The organism is Amycolatopsis sp. TRM77291, assembly GCF_054166285.1.
Genome location: NZ_JBSZHF010000001.1, coordinates 5,735,440 through 5,755,404, shown reverse-complemented (window position 1 = coordinate 5,755,404; position 19,965 = coordinate 5,735,440). Strand labels below are relative to the sequence as shown.

17 protein-coding genes are annotated in these 19,965 nt (G+C 69.8%); 15 read left to right on the top strand and 2 right to left on the bottom strand.

From position 1 onward, the window contains the following. The first annotated feature begins 57 nt into the window (after positions 1–57). Both ACXIZN_RS26375 and ACXIZN_RS26370 read left to right on the top strand, forming a co-directional pair. Positions 58–1,590, top strand: a complete 1,533-nt coding sequence (locus ACXIZN_RS26375; RefSeq protein ID WP_457957529.1) for an ATP-binding protein — start codon at positions 58–60, stop codon at positions 1,588–1,590. Beyond that, positions 1,587–2,249: a response regulator gene (locus ACXIZN_RS26370; protein ID WP_126733955.1), complete on the top strand. Its 663-nt coding sequence runs from the start codon at positions 1,587–1,589 to the stop codon at positions 2,247–2,249. The genes ACXIZN_RS26375 and ACXIZN_RS26370 overlap by 4 nt, the downstream gene beginning before the upstream one ends. Positions 2,250–2,430: 181 nt before the next feature. Here the strand turns inward: ACXIZN_RS26370 and ACXIZN_RS26365 are convergent, their stop codons facing one another. Both ACXIZN_RS26365 and ACXIZN_RS26360 read right to left on the bottom strand, forming a co-directional pair. Then, complete coding sequence (locus tag ACXIZN_RS26365) at positions 2,431–3,216, bottom strand: isocitrate lyase/PEP mutase family protein (protein WP_457957527.1); 786 nt, start codon at positions 3,214–3,216, stop codon at positions 2,431–2,433. Positions 3,217–3,232: 16 nt separating this feature from the next. Further along, on the bottom strand, positions 3,233–3,799 hold the full coding sequence (locus ACXIZN_RS26360) for a TetR/AcrR family transcriptional regulator C-terminal domain-containing protein (protein ID WP_457957526.1): 567 nt from the start codon (positions 3,797–3,799) through the stop codon (positions 3,233–3,235). A 92-nt stretch (positions 3,800–3,891) separates the two neighbouring features. On the opposite strand from ACXIZN_RS26360, the gene ACXIZN_RS26355 reads away from it, so the two are divergent. The 13 genes from ACXIZN_RS26355 (at position 3,892) to ACXIZN_RS26295 (ending at position 19,831) form a co-directional block, all read left to right on the top strand. Next, a complete protein-coding gene (locus ACXIZN_RS26355) occupies positions 3,892–5,241 on the top strand; it encodes a DHA2 family efflux MFS transporter permease subunit (RefSeq protein WP_457957524.1) in 1,350 nt (449 codons plus the stop codon). A gap of 93 nt (positions 5,242–5,334) precedes the next feature. Further along, positions 5,335–6,537: an ROK family transcriptional regulator gene (locus ACXIZN_RS26350; protein WP_007034224.1), complete on the top strand. Its 1,203-nt coding sequence runs from the start codon at positions 5,335–5,337 to the stop codon at positions 6,535–6,537. A gap of 259 nt (positions 6,538–6,796) precedes the next feature. Next, on the top strand, positions 6,797–8,020 hold the full coding sequence (locus tag ACXIZN_RS26345) for an ROK family protein (protein ID WP_457957521.1): 1,224 nt from the start codon (positions 6,797–6,799) through the stop codon (positions 8,018–8,020). Then, a complete protein-coding gene (locus ACXIZN_RS26340; RefSeq protein ID WP_457957520.1) occupies positions 8,017–9,519 on the top strand; it encodes a sugar ABC transporter ATP-binding protein in 1,503 nt (500 codons plus the stop codon). Before ACXIZN_RS26345 ends, ACXIZN_RS26340 begins: the two co-directional genes overlap by 4 nt. A 35-nt stretch (positions 9,520–9,554) precedes the next feature. After that, entirely contained in the window at positions 9,555–10,529 is a 975-nt protein-coding gene (locus ACXIZN_RS26335) for an ABC transporter permease (RefSeq protein WP_457960597.1), read from the top strand. A 214-nt stretch (positions 10,530–10,743) separates the two neighbouring features. Further along, entirely contained in the window at positions 10,744–11,796 is a 1,053-nt protein-coding gene (locus ACXIZN_RS26330) for a substrate-binding domain-containing protein (RefSeq protein WP_457957518.1), read from the top strand. A gap of 38 nt (positions 11,797–11,834) precedes the next feature. Beyond that, the gene (locus tag ACXIZN_RS26325; protein WP_457957517.1) at positions 11,835–13,004 is read left to right on the top strand and encodes a Gfo/Idh/MocA family protein; all 1,170 of its coding nucleotides are present in this window, start codon (positions 11,835–11,837) and stop codon (positions 13,002–13,004) included. A 109-nt stretch (positions 13,005–13,113) separates the two neighbouring features. Next, positions 13,114–14,271: an inositol-3-phosphate synthase gene (locus tag ACXIZN_RS26320; protein WP_457957516.1), complete on the top strand. Its 1,158-nt coding sequence runs from the start codon at positions 13,114–13,116 to the stop codon at positions 14,269–14,271. After that, complete coding sequence (locus ACXIZN_RS26315; protein WP_457957515.1) at positions 14,268–15,116, top strand: SCO3242 family prenyltransferase; 849 nt, start codon at positions 14,268–14,270, stop codon at positions 15,114–15,116. The genes ACXIZN_RS26320 and ACXIZN_RS26315 overlap by 4 nt, the downstream gene beginning before the upstream one ends. Further along, entirely contained in the window at positions 15,113–16,528 is a 1,416-nt protein-coding gene (locus tag ACXIZN_RS26310; protein ID WP_457957513.1) for an EboA domain-containing protein, read from the top strand. Before ACXIZN_RS26315 ends, ACXIZN_RS26310 begins: the two co-directional genes overlap by 4 nt. 2 nt (positions 16,529–16,530) lie before the next feature. After that, positions 16,531–17,394, top strand: coding sequence for a TatD family hydrolase (locus ACXIZN_RS26305; protein WP_457957512.1), 864 nt, complete (start codon positions 16,531–16,533; stop codon positions 17,392–17,394). Then, positions 17,391–18,461, top strand: a complete 1,071-nt coding sequence (gene eboE / locus ACXIZN_RS26300) for a metabolite traffic protein EboE (protein ID WP_457957510.1) — start codon at positions 17,391–17,393, stop codon at positions 18,459–18,461. Before ACXIZN_RS26305 ends, eboE begins: the two co-directional genes overlap by 4 nt. After that, positions 18,458–19,831 (top strand): alkaline phosphatase family protein, encoded by a 1,374-nt coding sequence (locus ACXIZN_RS26295; RefSeq protein ID WP_457957508.1) that lies wholly within the window; start codon positions 18,458–18,460, stop codon positions 19,829–19,831. The genes eboE and ACXIZN_RS26295 overlap by 4 nt, the downstream gene beginning before the upstream one ends. The last annotated feature ends 134 nt before the right edge of the window (positions 19,832–19,965 follow it).

Here is a 19,965-nt window from a genome sequence, read left to right as displayed (position 1 = left end):
TGTCTCGCTTAGACGCCTAAGGTTTCTTTTGTTCTTTGTGGTCACGCGGAGGTGGCGATGGGTGCTCGGGGTTCCTTGGCCCGCCAGCTCCTCGTGTGGCAACTGGTAGTCGTCACCTGCCTACTGTGCGCGGTGGGCGTGCTGGCCGTCGTCCAGGCGGGGAACAACTTCCGCACGACCGAGGGACGCCGGGCGCTTTCGGTCGCGGAGAGTGTCGCCGCGCAGGGCATCGTGGGCGACCTCGACAACGGCCCGTGGGAATTGAACGCGCCCGCGGAGACCGCGCGAAGCCTCTCCGGGGTCGATTTCGTCGTGATCGCGGGAGCGGACCGTTCCGTGCTCGCGTCACCGGATCCGGGTCAGGTGCGGACGCTGCTCGACATCGGCGACAGCACCGTCCTCTCGGGACGGTCGTGGGTCGGCGAACTCGACGGGTCGACCGTCGCGCACGTCCCGGTGCTCGACGAAAAGGGCGGCAAGGTGGTCCGCATGGTCGCGGCGGGCTCGAAGTCGCCGGGGTTCTTCGCCGGCGTGCTCGACTCGCCGGACAACGCGCTGCGGGTGCTGGGGGTCGCGCTGGTGATCGGGGTGAGCGGTTCGCTGCTGCTCGCGCGGCGCGTGAAGAACCAGACGCTCGGCCTTGAGCCGCACGAGATCACCGCGCTGGTCGAGAACCGGGAGGCGCTCCTGCACGGTATCAAGGAGGGTGTCGTCGGCCTGGATCCGCAGCACCGGATCACCCTGGTGAACGATCAGGCCCGCGAACTGCTGGCGCTCCCGGAGGACGCCGTCGGCCGGTCGGTCGAAGACCTCGACCTCAACGAGCGGATCCGCGACCTGCTCACCGGCCGCGCGACCGGAGCCGACCAGATCGTGTTGCGGCAAGGGAAGGTGCTGACGCTGAACCGGATGCCGATCGACGTGCGGGGCGCCGTGGTCACCCTGCGGGACCGCACCGATCTCATGACCCTGCGGGACGAACTCGACGCCAGCAGGCACGCGACCGACACGTTGCGGGCGCAGGCGCACGAGTTCAGCAACCGGCTGCACACCATCTCCGGGTTGCTGGAACTCGGGGAATACGAAGAGGTTCGCGGCTACGTCAGCCGGATCAGCTCGGCGCAGGGGGAGTGGCGCGCGGAGGTCGGCTCCCGGGTCGGCGACCCGGCGGTGGCGGCGCTGCTGATCGCGAAGGCGTCGCTCGCCGCGGAACGCGGGGTCGGGCTGCGGATGGCCCCGGACAGCGAACTCGACCGCGTCGAGGACGCCCTTTCCACGGATTTGGTGACAGTGCTGGGAAATCTCGTCGACAACGCGCTGGACGCGCTGGGTGGTGAGCGGGGCTGGATCGAGGTCGGGGTGTGGCAGGAGGAGGACGAAGTGCGCGTGGTGGTCCGTGATTCCGGACCGGGAGTCGCCCCGGAGATCGCGGAAGAAGTGTTCGAGCACGGCTTCACCACGAAGGCCGCGGCGCACGGCCAGCGCGGGCTCGGCCTCGCGCTGATCCGGCAGGCGTGCGTGCGGCGGGGTGGTTCCGTCGAGGTGCACAACTCCGGCGGCGCGGTGTTCACGGCGAGGTTGCCGCGATGATCAAGGTCCTCGTCGTCGACGACGATTTCATGGTCGCGAAGGTCCACAGTGGATACGTCACGCGCACGGAGGGGTTCGCGGTGGTCGGTGTCGCGCACACCGGCGCCGACGCGCTCCGCCTTGCGCGGGAACTGAAACCGGATCTGGTGCTGCTGGACGTCTACCTTCCCGATCTCGACGGGCTTTCGGTGCTGCGGGAACTGCGCGCGACCGAGGACGTCGACGTCATCCTCATCACCGCCGCGACCGACGTCGAAACCGTGCGGCAGGCGATGCGGGGCGGCGTCCTGCACTATCTGATCAAACCGTTCGAGTACGCGTCGCTGCGCGATCAGCTCACCCATTTCGCGTCGCTGCACCAGCGGCTGGACCGGCTGGACGAGGCCGGTCAGGCCGACGTCGACCAGGTCTTCGGCGCGCGGCCGAGCGCGAAACCCGTGCTGCCCAAGGGACTAACCGTCCAGACCGCGCGGCTGGTGGAGACCGCGCTGCGGGGAGCGTCCGGCGGGATGTCCGCGAGTGAATGCGCCGAGGCGACCGGCGTCGCGCGGGTGAGCGCGCGCCGGTACCTGGAGCATTTCGTGGCGACCGGGAAGGCCGAGGTGACCCTCAAGTACGGCGGGACCGGACGCCCCGAACGCCGCTACCTCTGGTCCTGACCCGCGTTTCGTCCTCTAAAGGTCGTCGGCAGCCTCGTCCGGCGCTGGTGTGTCGCGAAAGCCACTTTCGGGACATCAGACGTCGCGAAAGTGGCTTTCGCGACGCTTCCCCGGGCGGCGGGCTCGCGTGTGCGCCGGTCACGACTCACCGGACCGAACGCCCCCTCCCGCATTTCGTCCTCTAAATGCGAGACGTGAGGAGGTCGTTGAGGGTGCCGTAGTCCACGGACTCCTCGAGACGCGAGTAGGTGCCCGCCGACAAGAGTTCCCGGGCGCTTTCCCGCACGACGGCGTACGCGGCCTGGCTGATGCCGGAACCGACGCTCACCCGCGCGACCCCGAGCCCGGCGAGTTCCTTGACGCTGGGCGCGCCCGGGTGGGCCATGACGTTCACCGGCGCGTCGATGCCCTCGACGAGCGCGGCGATCACGGCGGGATCGGTGGCGCCGGGAACGAAGATCCCGTCCGCGCCCGCCGCGAGGTAGGCCGTGGCGCGCTCCAGCGTCTCCGGCACCCCGCCGATCCCGCGGAGGAACGTGTCGATCCGGGCGTTGACGAAGACCTCGTCGCTCGCCGCGCGGGCAGCCGCGATCCGCGGGACGACCTCCTCGGGCGGTCGCGGGCCGTCCTCGATGTTGATGCCGACCGCGCCCGCCGCGACCACCGCGACGACGGTCTCGGTGACGCCGCCGGGTGTGTCCGCGTAGCCGCCTTCGATGTCCGCGGTCACCGGAACCGTTGTCACACGGGCGATCCTGGCGATCAGGTCCACCGCGAGTTCGCGGCCGAGGCGGTCGCCGTCGGGGGCGCCGAGGCTCCATGCCACTCCGGCGCTGGTGGTGGCGATCGCCGCGGCGCCCGCGTCCTCGACGAGCCGGGCGCTCGCGACGTCCCAGGCGTTGGCGAGCACCAGCGGGTTCGACGGGACGTGCAGGGAACGGAACAGCCGGGCGGTTTCGCTTGTCATGGCGTCAGTCCAGCAGCTATGCGACATCCTGGTCTGGCGGATTCGCGACATCGACGTCGGCGCGGAGCCCGGCGATCAGCCGCGCGAGACCGTATTCGAAGGAGGCGGCCGGGTCCTCGTCGTGGTCGCCCTCGACGTGCTGCTGTTCGTCGATCGCGCAGCCGAGCGTGTACCGGCTGATCGCGACGATCGCGTGTGTCGCGTCCTCTTCAGTGAAACCGGCCCGCAGCAACGGTTTGATCAGCGGCGTCATCGCCGACCGGCCGGTCGGGCGGGAGCCGGCGTGCAGGCGTGCGCCGTCCCGGTAGGACAACAGCGTGCAGCGGATGGTGCGGGCGCGCCGGGCCAGCCACTCGCCCCAGTCGTCCATGTCCGAGGGATCGTCGAGCGGGGCGAGCCGGTCGTCCAGCATGGTTTCGGCCATCTGGTCGAGCAACGCCTGCTTGCTCTTGAAATGCGTGTAGAGCGCGGGACCGCGCACGCCGAGCTTCTCCCCGAGCTTGCGCAGGCTCAATCCGTCCAGCCCGACCTCGTCGAGGAGTTCCAGCGCGGCTCGGACGTACCCGTCCCGTCTCACGACCATGCGCACACCTTCGCCGGTCCGTATCGGAGTTGACAACTCGACCGGATCTTATCACCGTTAAGATCTTAACGGCGATAAGATCGGCAGGTAGGATGATCGGAAGTCCAGATGAGGAGCGGGTGACCCCGGCGTTGTGGGGGATGGCCGCGATCCTCACCCTCGGCGGGTTCCTCTCGATGTTCACGTCGACCGTCGTCACCGTCGCGCTCGGCACGATCGCGGCCGGATTTCGTGCACCGCTCGGTACCGCCCAGTGGACGGCCTCCGGCTATCTGCTCGCGCTCGCCGCGACGGTGCCGGTCAGCGGCTGGGCGAGCCGTCGCTTCGGGACGACGCGCTTGTGGCTGGTGTGCGTCGGTCTGTTCGCGGTCTTCTCCGCGCTCTGCGCGACGGCCGATTCGATCGAAACGCTGATCGCCTACCGCGTTCTGCAAGGCGCCGCGGGCGGACTGCTGGTCCCGGCGGGACAGATCCTGTTCGCGACGACGGTGGGGCCGAAGCGGCTCGGCCGGATGATGGCCGTGCTGAGCATCCCGATCTACCTCGCGCCCTTGCTCGGCACCCTGGCGGGCAGCGTGCTCGCCGAGCGGTTCGGCGTGCCGTGGCTGTTCCTGGTGAACGTGCCACTCGCGCTGCTCTGCCTGCTGCTGGGCCGGAAACGGCTGCCGCGGGAAGGTCCCGTCGACGCCGGTCCGCTGGATCGGCGCGGACTGGTGCTCACCGCGACCGGGCTGCCTCTGCTCGTGTACGGCCTCGCCGAAGCCACCCCGATCGCGGCGGCCGCCGGTGCGATCCTGCTCGCCGCCTTCGTGGTCACCGCGCTGAGGTCTCCGGCACCGTTGCTGGAACTGCGGCTGTTCCGGGACCGGGCGTTCTCCTCGGCCGCCGCCGTCATCTTCGGGATGGGGATCGCGCTGTTCGGCGCGATGATCGTCCTGCCGCTGTACTACCTCGAAGTCCGGCATGAAAGCCTCGTCGCCACCGGATTCCTGACCGCGCCGCTGGCGCTCGGCACGGTGCTGGCGCTTCCGCTCGCGGGCAGGCTGACCGACCGGATCGGGGGCGCGCGGGTGATCTTCGCCGGGCTGATCGTCACGATCACCGGGACGGTGCCGCTCGCGCTGCTCACCGGATCCGACAGCTATTGGTGGCTTTCGGTCGTGCAGGTCGTCCGCGGCTGCGGCATCGGGCTGACCACGACCCCGGCACTGGCCACCGGGCTGGTGTCGGTGCCCAAAGAGCGAATTTCCCACGCGATGCCGCTCTTCGCCATGCTGCAACGGATCGGCGGCTCCTTCGGCACCTCGATTCTCACCGTGCTCGCCGCTCCGGGGACCGTGGCGGCCATCGCGCACGCCCACTGGTGGATCGCCGGGATCACCGCGATCGTGCTGATCCCGGCGTGGCTCCTCGTGCGCGCCGAAGCGTCCACAAAGGACTGATCGGAGCCGGTGGGTTTGTTCCCGCCCGATACGCCCCGAAGGTTCCGAGTGGCATTCGGGACAGCGAGTGGACAACGCCGTAGGCTCAGGTGAATGAGCACGGCATCCACCTCGGAGCATCCGATGGTCGAAACCCGGCACCAGACCCAGCTGCTCACCCTGCTGCGGGATGAAGGACCGATGTCCCGGGTCGAACTGGGGGAGCGGCTGGAGCTGCCGCGCGCCCGGGTGGGGGCCGAGGTCGCGCGGCTGGCCGAGGTCGGTCTCGTCGAGACCGCCGGTCCGTCGGCGAGCCGCGGCGGCAGGCGGTCCACGCTGGTGCGGCTCGCGGGAGACCTGCGGGTGCTGTCGGTGGACGTCGGCGCGACGTCGGTCGGGGTCGCCCTCACCGACGCTTCGTGCGAGGTGCTGGTGCACACGGTCGAGGACTGCGACGTCCGGCAGGGCCCGCACGCCGTGCTCAAACGCGTTGTCGCGCTGGCGGAGAAGATCCGCGAAGAGGCGCCGGGCAAACTGATCGCCGCCGGGATCGGCCTCCCCGGGCCGGTGAGTTTCGCCGAGGGGATGGCGGTCGCGCCGCCGATAATGCCCGGCTGGGACCGGTTCTCTGTGCGCGACCATCTCGGCGGGTTGCTGCGCTGCCCGGTCACGGTCGACAACGACGTGAACTCGATGGCGCTCGGTGAACGGCACGCCGGGGTCGCGCGCTCCATCGACGACCTGGTGTTCGTCAAGATCGGTACCGGGATCGGCTGCGGGATCGTGCTGGGCGGCAAGGTGTATCGCGGGGTCGCCGGCACCGCGGGCGACATCGGGCACATTCGCCTCGACGACTACGGGCCGACCTGCGCCTGCGGTGAGACGGGCTGTCTGGAGGCGTACTTCGGCGGCGCGGCGCTGGCCCGCGACGGGCTGACGCTGGCGCGAAGCGGCCGGTCGACGTACCTCGCCGACGTCGTCGCGGCCCGCGGCGCGATCACCGCGCAGGACGTCGGCCGCGCGGCGGCGTCGGGCGACTTCGGCGCGGTCAACCTGATCCGCGACGGCGGGCGGCGGCTCGGGCAGGTGGTCGCCTCGCTGGTGAGTTTCGTGAACCCGGGCATGGTCGTGATCGGCGGCGGCGTGGCGCAGCTCGGGCATCAGCTGCTCGCCGAGATCCGTAGCTCGGTCTACCGGCGGTCGCTGCCGCTCGCGACCGGGAACCTGCCGATCGTGCTGTCCGAACTGGGCGACACCGCGGGCGTCATCGGGGCCGCTTGGTCCGCCACGGACCGGGCCTTCACGCTGAGCAGCTGACCCACCCGGCCCACCGCTCACGGCACGTTGGGCACTCACCTGATTCCGATTAGTAACGTCAAGATCGTGCAGACTTTCGCTTGAAAAGTACAAAAGTCTGCACCGAACCGGACGGCTATTCGGGTGACGGCGGGCTTTAGTCGACATTTCTGTCCTGTTGTCACCTTGACGGGTGACGGGCGCCACCCTACTTTCGCTGGCTAAGTAACAAAGTTTGTTACGGCCGATTCGTAAGTGAGGCGTCGTCAGATGAGGCAGTGTGGCCGCGACTGAACCCGGGCAGCTCGACCCGGTCAGCCCACGCACCGCGAACCTCGCCGCGCTCCTGCGGGCGTTGCGCGCGGGGCCGCTCTCGCGCACCCAGCTCGCGGCGCGCTGCGGACTCACCAAGGCGGCCGTCTCCGGGTTGATCACCGAGCTGTCCGAACGCGGTCTCGTCCGCTCGGCCGGACTCCAGGGCGGCGGCAACGGCAGGCCCAGCCAGCTGGTCGAGCTGAACGGCGCCAGCGCCTGCGGGCTCGCGCTCAGTGTCGAGGCCGACCGCTTCGCCGCCGTCGTCACGAATCTCGACGGCCGCGTAGTCGCCGAACGCACCGAGACCGCCGACGTCGCCGCGCTCGGGCTGCACCGGAGCATGGACGAACTCGCCTTCCTCGCCCGGACCGTGCTGCTCGACGACCAGCCGGTCGGGGTCACCGTCTCGGTGCCAGGGCTGGTCGATTCGGCCGCCGCCGTGCTGCGGTTCGCGCCGACCCTGCGCTGGCGCGACGCCGAGATCGCCGACCTCCTCGCCGCCCGGCTCGGGCTGCCCGCCGACGCCATCGCGGTCGACAACGAGGCCAACCTCGGCGCGATCGGCGAGGCCGTCGCCGGGGTGGGCCGAGGTGTGCGGGAGCTCTTCTACCTCAGCGGAGGCACGGGCGTCGGCGGCGGACTCGTGTCCGGCGGCGCGATCCTGCGTGGCGCCAGGGGTTTCGCGGGCGAGGTCGGGCACATCACCGTCGACCCGTCCGGCGAGCAGTGCCAGTGCGGCCGGGTCGGCTGCCTGGAGACCAAGGCCGGGCTCAACGCGGTCCTGCGCGGCGCGGCTTCGCCCGGCGACCCGCTGCACGATCCCGCCCTTGGCGTCGACGGCCGGGTCGGGCTTCTCAAGCACCGCGTGCAGCGCGGAGACCAGCGCGCGGTCGTCGCGGTCTCGGAACTCGGGGTCGCGCTCGGCATCGCGGTGTCCACTGTGGTCGATGTACTCGACCCCGACGTCGTCGTGCTCGGTGGCTACTTCGCCGAACTGGGCGAATGGCTGGTCGAGCCGGTACGGCGCGAGCTGTCCGCGCGCCCGCTCGGCCACGAGCCCACCTGCCGCGTCGAGCCGTCCCCGTTGGGCACCACCGCCCCGCTGCGCGGCGCAGCGCATCTCGCCACCGAACGGCTTTTCGCCGACCCGACATTAGTTCCTTTCGAGACCGAGGAGGCTCCGGCATGACCCTGCTCTCCGTCCGGGGGATCGTGAAGACCTTCCCGGGGGTGCGTGCGCTCTCTCGCGTCGACTTCGACGTCGAACCCGGTGAGGTGCACTGTCTCCTCGGCCAGAACGGCGCGGGCAAGTCCACGCTGATCAAAACGCTCGCCGGCGCGCATCGCCCCGACGGAGGCGAGATCTTCTGGCAGGGCGAGCCGGTCACGCTGCCCTCGCCGGTCGCCGCGCTGAAGATCGGTATCGCGACCATGTACCAGGAACTCGACCTGGTGCCTGGGCTTTCCGTGGCGGACAACATCTTCCTCGGCCGCGAGCGCGCGACGTTCGGGTTCACGCGGATCAGCGAGTCCCGGAGCAAGGCCGCGAAACTGATGGCGCGGCTCGGCCACCCCGAGATCGCGCCGTCGACCGAGGTCGGCAAGCTCTCCGCCGCGGGCCAGCAGCTGGTCTCGATGGCGCGGGCGCTCGCCTACGACGCGAAGCTGCTGGTGATGGACGAGCCCACCGCGGCGCTGGCGGGCGAAGAGGTCGACAACCTGTTCCGCATCGTCGGCGAGCTGACCGCCGAGGGTGTCGCGATCGTCTACATCTCCCACCGGCTCGAAGAACTGCGCCGGATCGGGCACCGCGTCACCGTGCTCAAGGACGGCAAGACCGTCTCCACCGGTCTCGACGCCAAGGAGACGCCGACCGCCGACCTCGTCGCGCTGATGGCGGGCCGCAAGGTCGAAACCGTGTTCGGCCCGCGCCATCAGGAACACGTGGACCCGGACAACGAGGTCCTCAAGGTGGAGAACCTGACCACCGTCGGCGAGTTCGAGAACGTGAACTTCACCGTGCACGCCGGAGAGGTCGTCGGGATCGCGGGCCTCGTCGGCTCGGGACGCAGCGAGCTGCTGGAGACGATCTTCGGCGCGCGCAAGCAGGACACCGGCACGGTGTCGGTGGACGGCGAACCGGTCCGGCCGGGCAGCGTGTCCGCGGCGGTCAAGGCCGGGATCGGGCTGGCGCCGGAGGAACGCAAGAGCCAGGGCCTGCTGCTGGACCTGCCCGTCGTGCACAACGTGACCCTGGCGAGCCTGAGCAAGTACGCGACGTTCGGGTTCACCGAGCGGGGCAGGGAACTCGACGACGCCGGGGAAAGCCTGCGGCGCCTCGATCTCCGGCCCGCCGACCCGAACCGCATCATCCGCACGCTGTCCGGCGGCAACCAGCAGAAGGCGGTGCTGGCCCGCTGGCTGGTCCGCGGCTGCCGGGTCCTGCTGCTGGACGAACCGACGCGCGGGGTCGACGTCGGCGCGCGGGCGGAGCTGTACCGGCTGATCGAGGAACTGGCCGCGACCGGGGTCGCGATCGTGCTCGTCAGCAGCGAGATCCCCGAAGTACTCGGCTTGTCCGACCGGGTGCTGGTGCTGCGTGAAGGACGTGTCCTGGCTGAAAAGCCGTCTGCGGAGCTGACAGAGGCGGATGTGCTCGACGTGATTCTCGAGGGGAGTGCGGCGTGACCGACCAAGCCGAATCGGTGCGTACGGGACCCGCCGTGGAACCGGTACCACCCAAGGAAAAGCGAAACTTCTCGCTCGACACCCGGCTGCTCGGGCTCGCCGGGGTGCTGGTGATCCTGTGCATCGTCGGCCAGGTGACCAGGCCCGACCAGTTCTTCACCGACGGCAACATCTCCACGATCCTGCGGCTCGCCGCGGCGATCGGGGTGGTCAGCGTCGGGATGACGTTCGTGATCATCGCCGGCGGCATCGACCTCTCGGTCGGGTCGATCGTGGCGCTCTCCAGCGTCTGGCTGACCACGTTGGCCACCCAGTCCTATGGCCCGTTCGTGATGATCCTTTGTGGACTCCTGGTGGGCCTCGGCTGCGGGCTGATCAACGGGATCCTGGTGTCCTACGGGAAGATCGTGCCGTTCATCGCGACACTGGCGATGTACGTCTCGGCTCGCGGGCTCGCGGAACGCATCAGCGGCCGCCGCACGCAGGTGGTGTCCGAGGCGGGGTTCCTCGACTTCTTCCGCGGCGACCTGCTCGGCATCCCGGTGCTGATCTGGATGTTCGCGCTGGTGTTCGTGGTCGGCTGGGTGCTGCTGAACCGCACCACGTTCGGCCGCCGCACCTTCGCCGTCGGCGGCAACGCCGAGGCGTCGCGGCTGGCCGGTATCAACGTCAAGCGGCACACCGCGCTCGTCTACGGCGTCGCGGGCCTGTGCTGCGGTATCGCCGCGCTGATGGTCGTCGCCCGCACCACCGCGGGCGCCTCGACCAACGGCATGCTCTACGAACTCGACGCCATCGCGGCGGTCGTCATCGGCGGCACGCTGCTCACCGGTGGTCGCGGCTCGCTCATCGGCACCCTGATCGGCGTGCTGATCTTCACCGTGCTGTCCAACATCTTCACGCTCAACAACCTGGACACCGACATCCAGAACATCGCCAAGGGCGTGATCATCGTCCTGGCCGCGCTGCTGCAGTTCCGCTCCGTGAAAAAGACAAAGACGAGCACTTAGTGGGGTCGTGAGTGGCGTTTCGGGTTAGAACCCGAAACNTCCAGAACATCGCCAAGGGCGTGATCATCGTCCTGGCCGCGCTGCTGCAGTTCCGCTCCGTGAAAAAGACAAAGACGAGCACTTAGTGGGGTCGTGAGTGGCGTTTCGGGTTAGAACCCGAAACGCCACTCACGACCACCTGGACCACCGCCGTCACCGTGGATGGAGAGTCGTCATGACCGAACAATCCCTGCACCGCCGCCGTTTCCTGCTGGGAGGCGCGGCCGTCGGAGCGGGCGCGCTGCTGACCGCGTGCACCTCGAACGAGGCACCGGCGCAGAACAACGCGGCCAACGTGGCCAACGCCGGCGCCAACTCGCAGCCCGGAACACCCGTCACCATCGGGTTCTCGGCGCCTGCCGCGGACCACGGCTGGATGGCGGCCATCACCAAGAACGCCCGCGCGCAGGCGCAGAAGTTCAGTGAGGTCACGCTCAACGCGACCGAGGGCACCAACGACGTCAACCAGCAGATCTCCCAGGTGGAGACCTTGATCAACGCCAAGGTCAACGTCCTGGTGATCCTGCCGTTCGACGGCAAGGCGCTGACCGCGGTCGGCCAGCAGGCGATGGACGCCGGTATCCAGGTGATCAACCTGGACCGCGTCTTCGACACCCCGCTCGCGTACCGCACCTGGATCGGTGGCGACAACTACCGCATGGGCGTCAACGCCGGGAACTACATCGCCCAGCAGATGAAGGCGAAGAACATCGCCAACCCGGTGATCGGCGAGGTCGCGGGGATCGACTCGCTGCCGCTGACCCAGGAACGCAGCAAGGGGTTCAAGGACGCCTTGGCGCGTCAGGGTTTCCAGGTGGGACCGCGCGTCTCGGCGCAGTTCACGCCGGAGTCCGGCGAGCAGCAGACCTCGAACCTCCTGCAGTCGGCGTCCAAATTGGACGCTCTCTGGAACCACGACGACGACCAGGGCGTCGGCGTCATCGCGGCGATCAACAACGCCAACCGCAAGGACTTCCTGATGGTCGGCGGCGCGGGTTCCAAGAACGCGATGAACCTGATCAAGTCCGACGCCGAACCGTTGAAGGCGACGGTGCTCTACAGCCCGTCGATGGCGTCTTCGGCGATCTCGCTCGCGCGTCTGCTCGGCCAGGGCAAGGGGGCGGGCGACTTCGCCGAGCACGAGATCCCCGCCGAGATCACCACGTACTCCGCGGTGGTCACCAAGGAGAACGTCGACAAGTACATGGACGTCGGCTTCGACTCGTAAACCCGCGTACCCGACACACGCACGCATCTAGGAGGGGCATGAGCACGGCAAAGGAAACGATCGGGATCGGCATGGTGGGCCACGCGTTCATGGGTGCGGTGCATTCGCACGCGTGGCGCAGTGTGCACCGGTTCTTCGCGCCACCACTGATCCCGAGACTCGCCGTGCTCGGCGGCCGTGACGAGGTGCGGGCGAAGGCCGCGGCGGAACGGTTCGGCTGGGAAGACGTCGAGACCGACTGGCGTGCGCTGATCGCCCGCGACGACGTCGACCTGGTCGACATCTGCACGCCGGGCGACAGCCACGCCGAGATCGCGATCGCCGCGCTCGAGGCCGGGAAACACGTGCTGTGCGAGAAGCCGTTGGCCAACACTCTCGCCGAGGCCGAAGCTATGGCCGAGGCGGCGGCGAAGGCGCGGGCCAACGGTGTCCGGTCGATGGTGGCGTTCAACTACCGCCGGGTGCCCGCGCTCGCGCACGCCAGGAAGCTGGTCGCGAGCGGGGCGCTCGGCGAGATCCGCCACGTGCGGTCGGTCTACCTGCAGGACTGGCTGTCCGACGCGCAGGCGCCGATGACCTGGCGGCTGCACAAGGACAAGGCGGGTTCGGGCGCGCTGGGCGACCTCGGCGCACACATCGTCGACGCGGCCCAGTTCGTCACCGGCGAGACGATCACCGGGGTTTCCGCGCTGACCAACACCTTCGTCAAGGAACGGCCGGACGGCGACGGCGGCACCGGCCAGGTCACCGTCGACGACACCGCGCTGTTCCTCGGCCGGTTCACCGGCGGCGCGGTGGCGAGTTTCGAGGCGACCCGGTTCGCGCTGGGCCGCAAGAACGCGATGCGGCTGGAGATCAACGGTTCGAAGGCGAGCCTCGCGTTCGACTTCGAGTCGATGAACGAACTGTCCTTTTTCGACGGTGGCCAGCCCGCCACCGAGGCGGGGTTCCGCCGGATCCTGGTCACCGAACCCGAGCATCCGTACGTCGGGGTGTGGTGGCCGCCGGGGCATCTCCTCGGCTACGAGCACACCTTCACCAACGAGGTCGCCGATCTGCTCACCGCGATCGGCGACGGCACGGATCCCGAACCGTCCTTCGAGGACGGGTTGAGGGTTCAACAGGTCTTGGCCGCGGTCGAGCGCAGCGCGTCCGACGACGCGCGATGGACCGCTGTGCCCGCCGTCACCACGAAGGGGAGTAACTGAGCGAGAGATCCAGCCGAAAGTCGCATGACGACTATCACTGCGACTTGGTTCGATCCGAAACATCCGACCATCGGAGGTTGGTGTTCTCGGGCTGGGAAAGGTGGAGGAAATGCCTGCTCACGAGCGTACGGGCATCTGGTTGATCGGGGCGAGGGGGTCGGTGGCCACCACGGCCGCGGTGGGGCTCCTCGCGCTGCGCGCGGGGGTGACGGGCGGTGGCGGCTGCGTCACCGAGCTGGCCGCGTTCGCCGGGGTTCCGTTGCCGGGCTGGGACGATCTGGTCCTCGGCGGGCACGACATCGCGCATACGCCGCTGGAGAAGCGGGCCGAGCAGCTGGCGCACGCCGGCGTGTTCGGGCACGCGGTGTTCGCCGCGGTCCGGTCCGGGCTGGCCGAGGTGGACGCCGAGATCCGCGACGGCTACCACCCGGCGGCGCACGCCGGTGCCCAGGCCGGCGCGGCCGCCCGGCTGACGGCGGACATCCGAGCTTTCGCCGGCCGGCACGACCTCGCGCGGGTCGTGGTGGTCAACGTGTCCTCCACCGAGGCCCCGTGTCCCCACCTGCCCGAACACGACGACCTCGACGCGTTGGAAGCGGCGCTCGCCGACCCGGCGCGGGCGGTCTTGCCGCCGAGCTCCCTGTCGGCGTACGCGGCGCTGAAGGCGGGAAGCCCGTACGTCGAGTTCACGCCGTCCGCCGGGGTCACCCTGCCCGCGCTGCGGCAGCTCGCTGAACGGGAAGGCCTGCCGTACGCGGGTTGCGACGGCAAGACCGGCGAGACGCTGCTGCGCACGGTCCTCGCGCCGATGTTCAGCGCGCGGGCGTTGAAGGTCCGCTCCTGGGCGGGCACCAACCTGCTGGGCGGCGGCGACGGCGAGACCCTCGCCGACCCGGTGACCGCGAACAGCAAGCTGGAATCCAAGGCCCGCGGGCTCGCGGCGCTGCTCGGCGAGGACGTCACCGCGCCGCTGCACATCGACAACGTGCCCGACCTCGGCGAGATCAAGACCGCGTGGGACCACGTGTCGTTCGAGGGTTTCCTCGGCGCGCGCATGAGCCTGCAGTTCACCTGGACCGGCTACGACTCCGCGCTCGCGGCTCCGCTCATCCTCGACCTCGCGAGGCTGGTGACCGCGGCGCACGCCGGTGGCCAGAGCGGCGCGCTGACCGAGCTCGGCTTCTTCTTCAAGGATCCGCTGGGCAGCGACGAACACCGGTTCGCCGAGCAGACCGCCCGCCTCATCGCCTGGGCGGGAACCCTGTGAAGGCTTACGTGGAGCTAGTGCGGGCGCCCGCCGCGTTGACGGTGCTCGGCGACACGGTCGCCGGATCCGCCGCGGCGGGGCTCAGGATGACCGGGCGACGGCTGCTGTTGCCGTTGTCCTCGGTCGCCTTCTACTGGGCCGGGATGGCTCTCAACGACTGGGCGGACCGGAAGCTCGACGCGGTGGAGCGTCCCGAGCGGCCGATCCCGTCCGGGCGGGTGAGTGCCGGCGCGGCGCTCACCACAGGGGCCGCGCTGACCGTTGCCGGGCTCGGCCTGGCGGCGCTCGGCGGTGGTCGCCGGTCGATGCGGGTCGCGGTCCCGCTCGCGGCGGCGGTGTGGGCCTACGACACCGTGCTCAAACCGACGCCGGCCGGGCCGGTGGCGATGGCGGCCTGCCGCACGCTCGACGTCCTGCTGGGCGCTGGTGACTCGCCGAAGAAGGCGGCCACCGCCGCGGCGGCCGTCGGCGTCCACACGCTCGGCGTCACGGCGTTGTCCACCGGGGAAGTGCACGGCGCGAACCCGGCGACCGCCCGGGCGGCACTGGCCACCAGCTGTGCGGCGACAACGTTGGCATTGACCGGACCGGCACGTGGGGGCTGGCATCGCGCGGCCTCGATGGCGGCCGGTTCGGGCTACGCGGGCCTGGTCGGAAGGGCGCAGGCGGACGCCGTCCGCGACCCGTCGGCGAAGTCCGTTCGCTCGGCGACGAAATCCGGCATCCACGGCATGGTCCCGCTGCAGGCGGCGGTCACGGCCAAGGGCTCGGTACTGGGGGCGGCGCTGGTCGCGGCCGCACTCCCGATCGCCCGCAAGCTGTCGAGGAAGGTGAGCCCCACATGACGTTTTCCCTCGGATACGGCACCAACGGCTTTTCCAACCACCGCCTCGACGACGCGCTCGCGATCATCGCCGACCTCGGCTACACCGGGGTGGCGCTGACGCTGGACCACGACCATCTCGACCCGTTCGCCGACGATCTGGCGCGGCAGGTCGACCACGTGGCCTCGCGGCTTTCGGCGCTCGGCCTGAACCGCGTCGTGATCGAGACGGGCGCGCGGTACCTGCTCGACCCGTGGCGCAAGCACTCGCCGACGCTGCTTTCGGACGATCCCGCGTTGCGGATCGACTTCCTGGCGCGAGCCTTGAGGATCGCCGGGGATCTCGGTGCGGATTGCGTCTCGTTCTGGTCCGGAGTGTCCACTGTAGACAATGATCTTGCCTGGTCCAGGTTGCGTGACGGCGTCGCGGCGGTCCTGGAACACGCCGCGCGGCTGAACGTGCGGCTGGCGATGGAACCCGAGCCCGGCCACCTCGTGCAGCATCTGGGCCAGGTCCTGGACCTGCGCAAGGAACTCGGCGAGCCGGAGCTGTTCGGGGTCACGCTCGACGTCGGGCACTGCGTCGCGGTCGAGCCGGTCAACGCGGCCGAATGCGTCCGCCTCGCCGGTCCGCTGCTGTGGAACGTGCAACTCGACGACATGCTGCCGAGGGTCCACGAACACCTGGAGTTCGGCGACGGGCATCTGGATCTGCCGGGGACGCTCGCCGCACTGGCGGAGATCGGCTACACCGGGCTGGCCGCGGTCGAACTGCCCCGGCGCAGCCACGCCGCGCCGGACACCGCGCGCCGGGCCTTCGAGGCGCTGACCGCCGCGATGCCGCAGACGTGGTCGGCCAAGGCGGAACGCCGGATCCGGGAGAAGCCGTCGGTGATCGGCTCGCTCTTCCCGGCCGTCGGCCGCGAGGTCGGCCGGGAGGCGCTGCGCCCGGACACCGATCCGCAGGGGCTGGTCCACGGCACCCTCGACGACCGGGCGCGGGTCCGGCTCGTGACGGTGCTGGCCGACGTCCTCGACGACGCCGCGCTGGCCGCGGAACTGCGCGATCTCTACCGCTACGGCGACGACGCCGAGCGACGCGGGGTCCTGCGGGCGCTCAACGCGCTGGAGTCCCCGGGCGCCGAAGTCACCGACACCGGCATCAGGCTGGTCGAAGACGCCTTGCGCGCCAACGACATCAGGCTGGTCGCGGCCGCTATGGGTGCCTTCGCGCGGTTCCTGGACGACCACACGTGGCGCCACGGCGTCCTCAAATGCGTCTTCGTCGGGGTGCCGCTGGCCGCCGTCGCGGACCTCACTTCCCGCGCGGACGACGAGCTGAGGCGCATGCTCGCCGATTTCGCCGACGAACGCAGGGCGGCCGGACGTGACGTACCCGCCGACGCCCTCTCCTTGCTCAAGGAAGGCCACTGACCGTGCGTATCTTCGATCCCCACATCCACATGTCCTCCCGGACCACCGACGACTACGAAGCCATGTACGCGGCCGGTGTCCGCGCGCTGGTCGAGCCCGCGTTCTGGCTGGGGCAGCCGCGCACGAGCGTCGGCTCGTACACCGACTACTTCGACGCGCTCATCGGCTGGGAACGGTTCCGCGCCGCCCAGTTCGGCATCCGGCACCACTGCACGATCGCGCTGAACCCCAAGGAGGCCAACGACCCCCGCTGCCGCGAGGTGCTCGACGTGCTCCCGAGGTATCTGGCGAAGGACGGCGTGGTCGCGGTCGGCGAGGTCGGCTACGACTCGATGACCAAGGAAGAGGACGAGGTCTTCTCGCGGCAGCTGGCGATGGCGCTGGAGCACGACCTCCCGGTGCTCGTGCACACCCCGCACCGCGACAAGCTGGAAGGCACCAAGCGCACCCTCGACGTCGTGCGCGAGGCCGGCGTCGCGCCGGAGCGCGTGGTCGTCGACCATCTCAACGAGGTCACCGTCGAGCTGGTCAAGGATTCCGGCGCCTGGATGGGTTTCTCCATCTACCCGGACACCAAGATGGACGAGCACCGGATGGTCGAGATCCTGCGCCAGTACGGGCTGGACAAGATGATCGTCAACTCGGCCGCGGACTGGGGCCGGTCCGATCCGCTGAAGACCGCCAAGACCGGGCAGGCGATGCTCGACGGCGGGTTCACCGAGGCCGACGTCGACAAGGTGCTATGGCAGAACCCGGTCGAGTTCTACGGGCTCAGCGGCAGGCTCACGCTCGACCCGCTGCCCGGTTTCACCGGCGAGGCCGTCACTTTCGAGGGCAACTCGGTGCTGCGAGGTGCCCGCAAATGATCTCCTACTGTACGAACGTCCACCCCGCCGAAGACGTCGACGGTATCGTCGCTCAGCTGGAGCGGTATGCGCTCCCGGTGCGCGAGCGGCTGGGCGCGGATCGGCTCGGCGTCGGACTCTGGCTTTCCGCGCCCGTCGCGCGCGGGCTCGCCGAAGACGCCGGGGCGCGCAAGCGTTTCCGCGCCGAACTCGACGCCCGCGGGCTTTCGGTGTACACGCTCAACGCCTTCCCGTACGGCGGCTTTCACGACGACGTCGTCAAGCACGCGGTCTACCGTCCTGAGTGGACGAACCCGGACCGGGTCGCGTACACGATCGACTGCGTGAACGTGCTGTCCGATCTCCTCGCCGAGGATGCGTCCTACGGCAGCATATCGACGCTGCCGTTGGCTTGGCGTGAACCGTGGACCGAACAGGACGACCGCCGCGCCACCGAGGCGTTCGGTCAGGTCGTCCGGGCGATCGGTGGCAGCCCGATCAAACTGGCCGTCGAGCCGGAGCCCGGCTGTGTGCTCGACACCGTGGCCGACGCGCTGGGCTGGCTGTCCGGCCGCGTCGACCCGGAGTACGTCGGGCTGTGCCTGGACACCTGTCACCTCGCGGTGTCGTTCGCCGACCCGGCGGGGACCCTCAAGGCGATCGCGGAGTCCGATGTGGACATCGTCAAGGTGCAGGCTTCCGCCGCGCTGCACGTCGAGAAGCCCGCCGAAGCGCGTGAGGCATTGGCCGCGTTCGCCGAACCGCGATACCTGCACCAGGTCCGCGAGCTTTCGGGCGGTGTGGTGCGGAAGGCCGACGACCTGCCCGAGGCCTGGACCGAGCTGCCGGGGGAGGGGCCGTGGCGCGTGCACTTCCACATGCCGCTGCACCAGGCCCCGGCCGCGCCGCTGTCCACCACCACGGACGTGCTGCGCACCGTCGCCGCCGGGCTGCCCGGCGAACCGCATATCGAGGTCGAGACCTACACCTGGAGCGTGCTCCCGGACGCGGGCGACCTCGTCGGCGGGATCGCCGCGGAACTCGAATGGGCACAGGCGAACCTCGTCGAGGAAGGGGTGTCCGCGTGAAACCCTTGGTCGTCATCGACGTCGTGGGGCTGACCCCGAAGGCGTTGCGGGACATGCCGAAACTGTCCGCCGTCGCGCGAGACGGCTGGCAGGCCGAACTGGGCACGGTGCTGCCCGCCGTCACCTGCAGCGCGCAGTCGACGTTCCTCACCGGGCTCATGCCCGCGCAGCACGGGATCGTCGGCAACGGCTGGTACTTCCGCGAACTCGGCGAGATCTTCCTGTGGCGCCAGCACAACCGGCTGGTCGGCGGCGAAAAGCTGTGGGAGACCGCGCGGGCGGCGCATCCCGGTTACACGTCGGCGAACGTGTGCTGGTGGTACGCGATGGGGATGAGCACCGACGTCACGGTGACCCCGCGGCCGATCTACCACGCCGACGGCCGCAAGTCGCCGGACGCCTACGTCCGTCCGCCCGAGCTGCACGATCAGCTGACCGGCGCGCTGGGGGAGTTCCCGCTCTTCCAGTACTGGGGCCCGACGGCGTCGCTCAAGTCGAGCAAGTGGGTGATCGGGGCGTCGCGGCAGATCCTGCGCGAGAAGCGGCCGGATCTGCTGCTGACCTACGTCCCGCACCTGGACTACGACCTGCAGCGCTTCGGCCCCGACGCGCCGCAGGCACGCACGGCCGCGCGGGAGCTGGACAACGCGCTCGCGCCGCTGCTCGACGACGCCCGCAACGCCGGGGCGACCGTGGTCGCGCTCAGCGAGTACGGGATCACCAACGTGCACCGGCCGGTCGACATCAACCGGGCCCTGCGCCGCGAGGGTCTGCTGGAGGTCTACACCCAGGCGGGGATGGAGTATCTCGACCCGTGGGCGTCGCGCGCGTTCGCCGTCGCCGACCACCAGGTCGCGCACGTCTACGTCCGCGACTCCGCCGATGTCGAGCGCGTTCGCTCGATCGTCGGCGAGCTGACGGGCGTCGACGAGGTGCTCGACCGCGAGGCGCAGGCTCGCTACGGGATCGACCACGAACGGGCAGGCGAACTCGTCGCGGTCGCCGAGCCGGACTCCTGGTTCACCTACTACTACTGGCTCGACGACGCGCGGAAGCCCGACTTCGCGCGCGGCGTCGAGATCCACCGCAAACCGGGTTACGACCCCGCCGAGCTGTTCTTCGACCCGGAGGACAAGTTCGCCAAGGCGCGGGCCGGGCTCAACCTGGCGAAGAAGTTCGCCGGGCTCCGGTACGCGATGGACGTCGTCCCGACCGATCCGCGCTGGGTGCGCGGCTCGCACGGGCGGCTGCCGGATGCGGGCGAGGACGGTCCGGTGCTGCTGTGCTCCGACCCGGCCTTCGAGCCGTCCGGTCGTGTGGGGGCGACCGACGTACATCCGTTGCTGTTGTCGTTGCAGGGCCTGAAGTAGAGGAGGCGGCGGGGGTGGTTTGGCCCGTGTGTGTCGCGAAAGCCACTTTCGCGACGTCTGATGTCCCGAAAGTGGCTTTCGGGACATGGCCGCCTGTTCTCGCCGGTACCGACGTTGCGAAGGCCACTTTCGCA

What these genes read in the sequence shown, in the direction of transcription:
- ACXIZN_RS26330 (WP_457957518.1), top strand. Translation starts at nt 10,744, where the DNA reads ATGACCGAACAATCCCTGCACCGCCGCCGTTTCCTGCTGGGAGGCGCG.
- ACXIZN_RS26360 (WP_457957526.1), bottom strand. Translation starts at nt 3,799, where the DNA reads ATGGTCGTGAGACGGGACGGGTACGTCCGAGCCGCGCTGGAACTCCTC.
- ACXIZN_RS26355 (WP_457957524.1), top strand. Translation starts at nt 3,892, where the DNA reads ATGATCGGAAGTCCAGATGAGGAGCGGGTGACCCCGGCGTTGTGGGGG.
- eboE (WP_457957510.1), top strand. Translation starts at nt 17,391, where the DNA reads ATGATCTCCTACTGTACGAACGTCCACCCCGCCGAAGACGTCGACGGT.
- ACXIZN_RS26350 (WP_007034224.1), top strand. Translation starts at nt 5,335, where the DNA reads ATGAGCACGGCATCCACCTCGGAGCATCCGATGGTCGAAACCCGGCAC.
- ACXIZN_RS26340 (WP_457957520.1), top strand. Translation starts at nt 8,017, where the DNA reads ATGACCCTGCTCTCCGTCCGGGGGATCGTGAAGACCTTCCCGGGGGTG.
- ACXIZN_RS26310 (WP_457957513.1), top strand. Translation starts at nt 15,113, where the DNA reads ATGACGTTTTCCCTCGGATACGGCACCAACGGCTTTTCCAACCACCGC.
- ACXIZN_RS26365 (WP_457957527.1), bottom strand. Translation starts at nt 3,216, where the DNA reads ATGACAAGCGAAACCGCCCGGCTGTTCCGTTCCCTGCACGTCCCGTCG.
- ACXIZN_RS26370 (WP_126733955.1), top strand. Translation starts at nt 1,587, where the DNA reads ATGATCAAGGTCCTCGTCGTCGACGACGATTTCATGGTCGCGAAGGTC.
- ACXIZN_RS26325 (WP_457957517.1), top strand. Translation starts at nt 11,835, where the DNA reads ATGAGCACGGCAAAGGAAACGATCGGGATCGGCATGGTGGGCCACGCG.
- ACXIZN_RS26375 (WP_457957529.1), top strand. Translation starts at nt 58, where the DNA reads ATGGGTGCTCGGGGTTCCTTGGCCCGCCAGCTCCTCGTGTGGCAACTG.
- ACXIZN_RS26320 (WP_457957516.1), top strand. Translation starts at nt 13,114, where the DNA reads ATGCCTGCTCACGAGCGTACGGGCATCTGGTTGATCGGGGCGAGGGGG.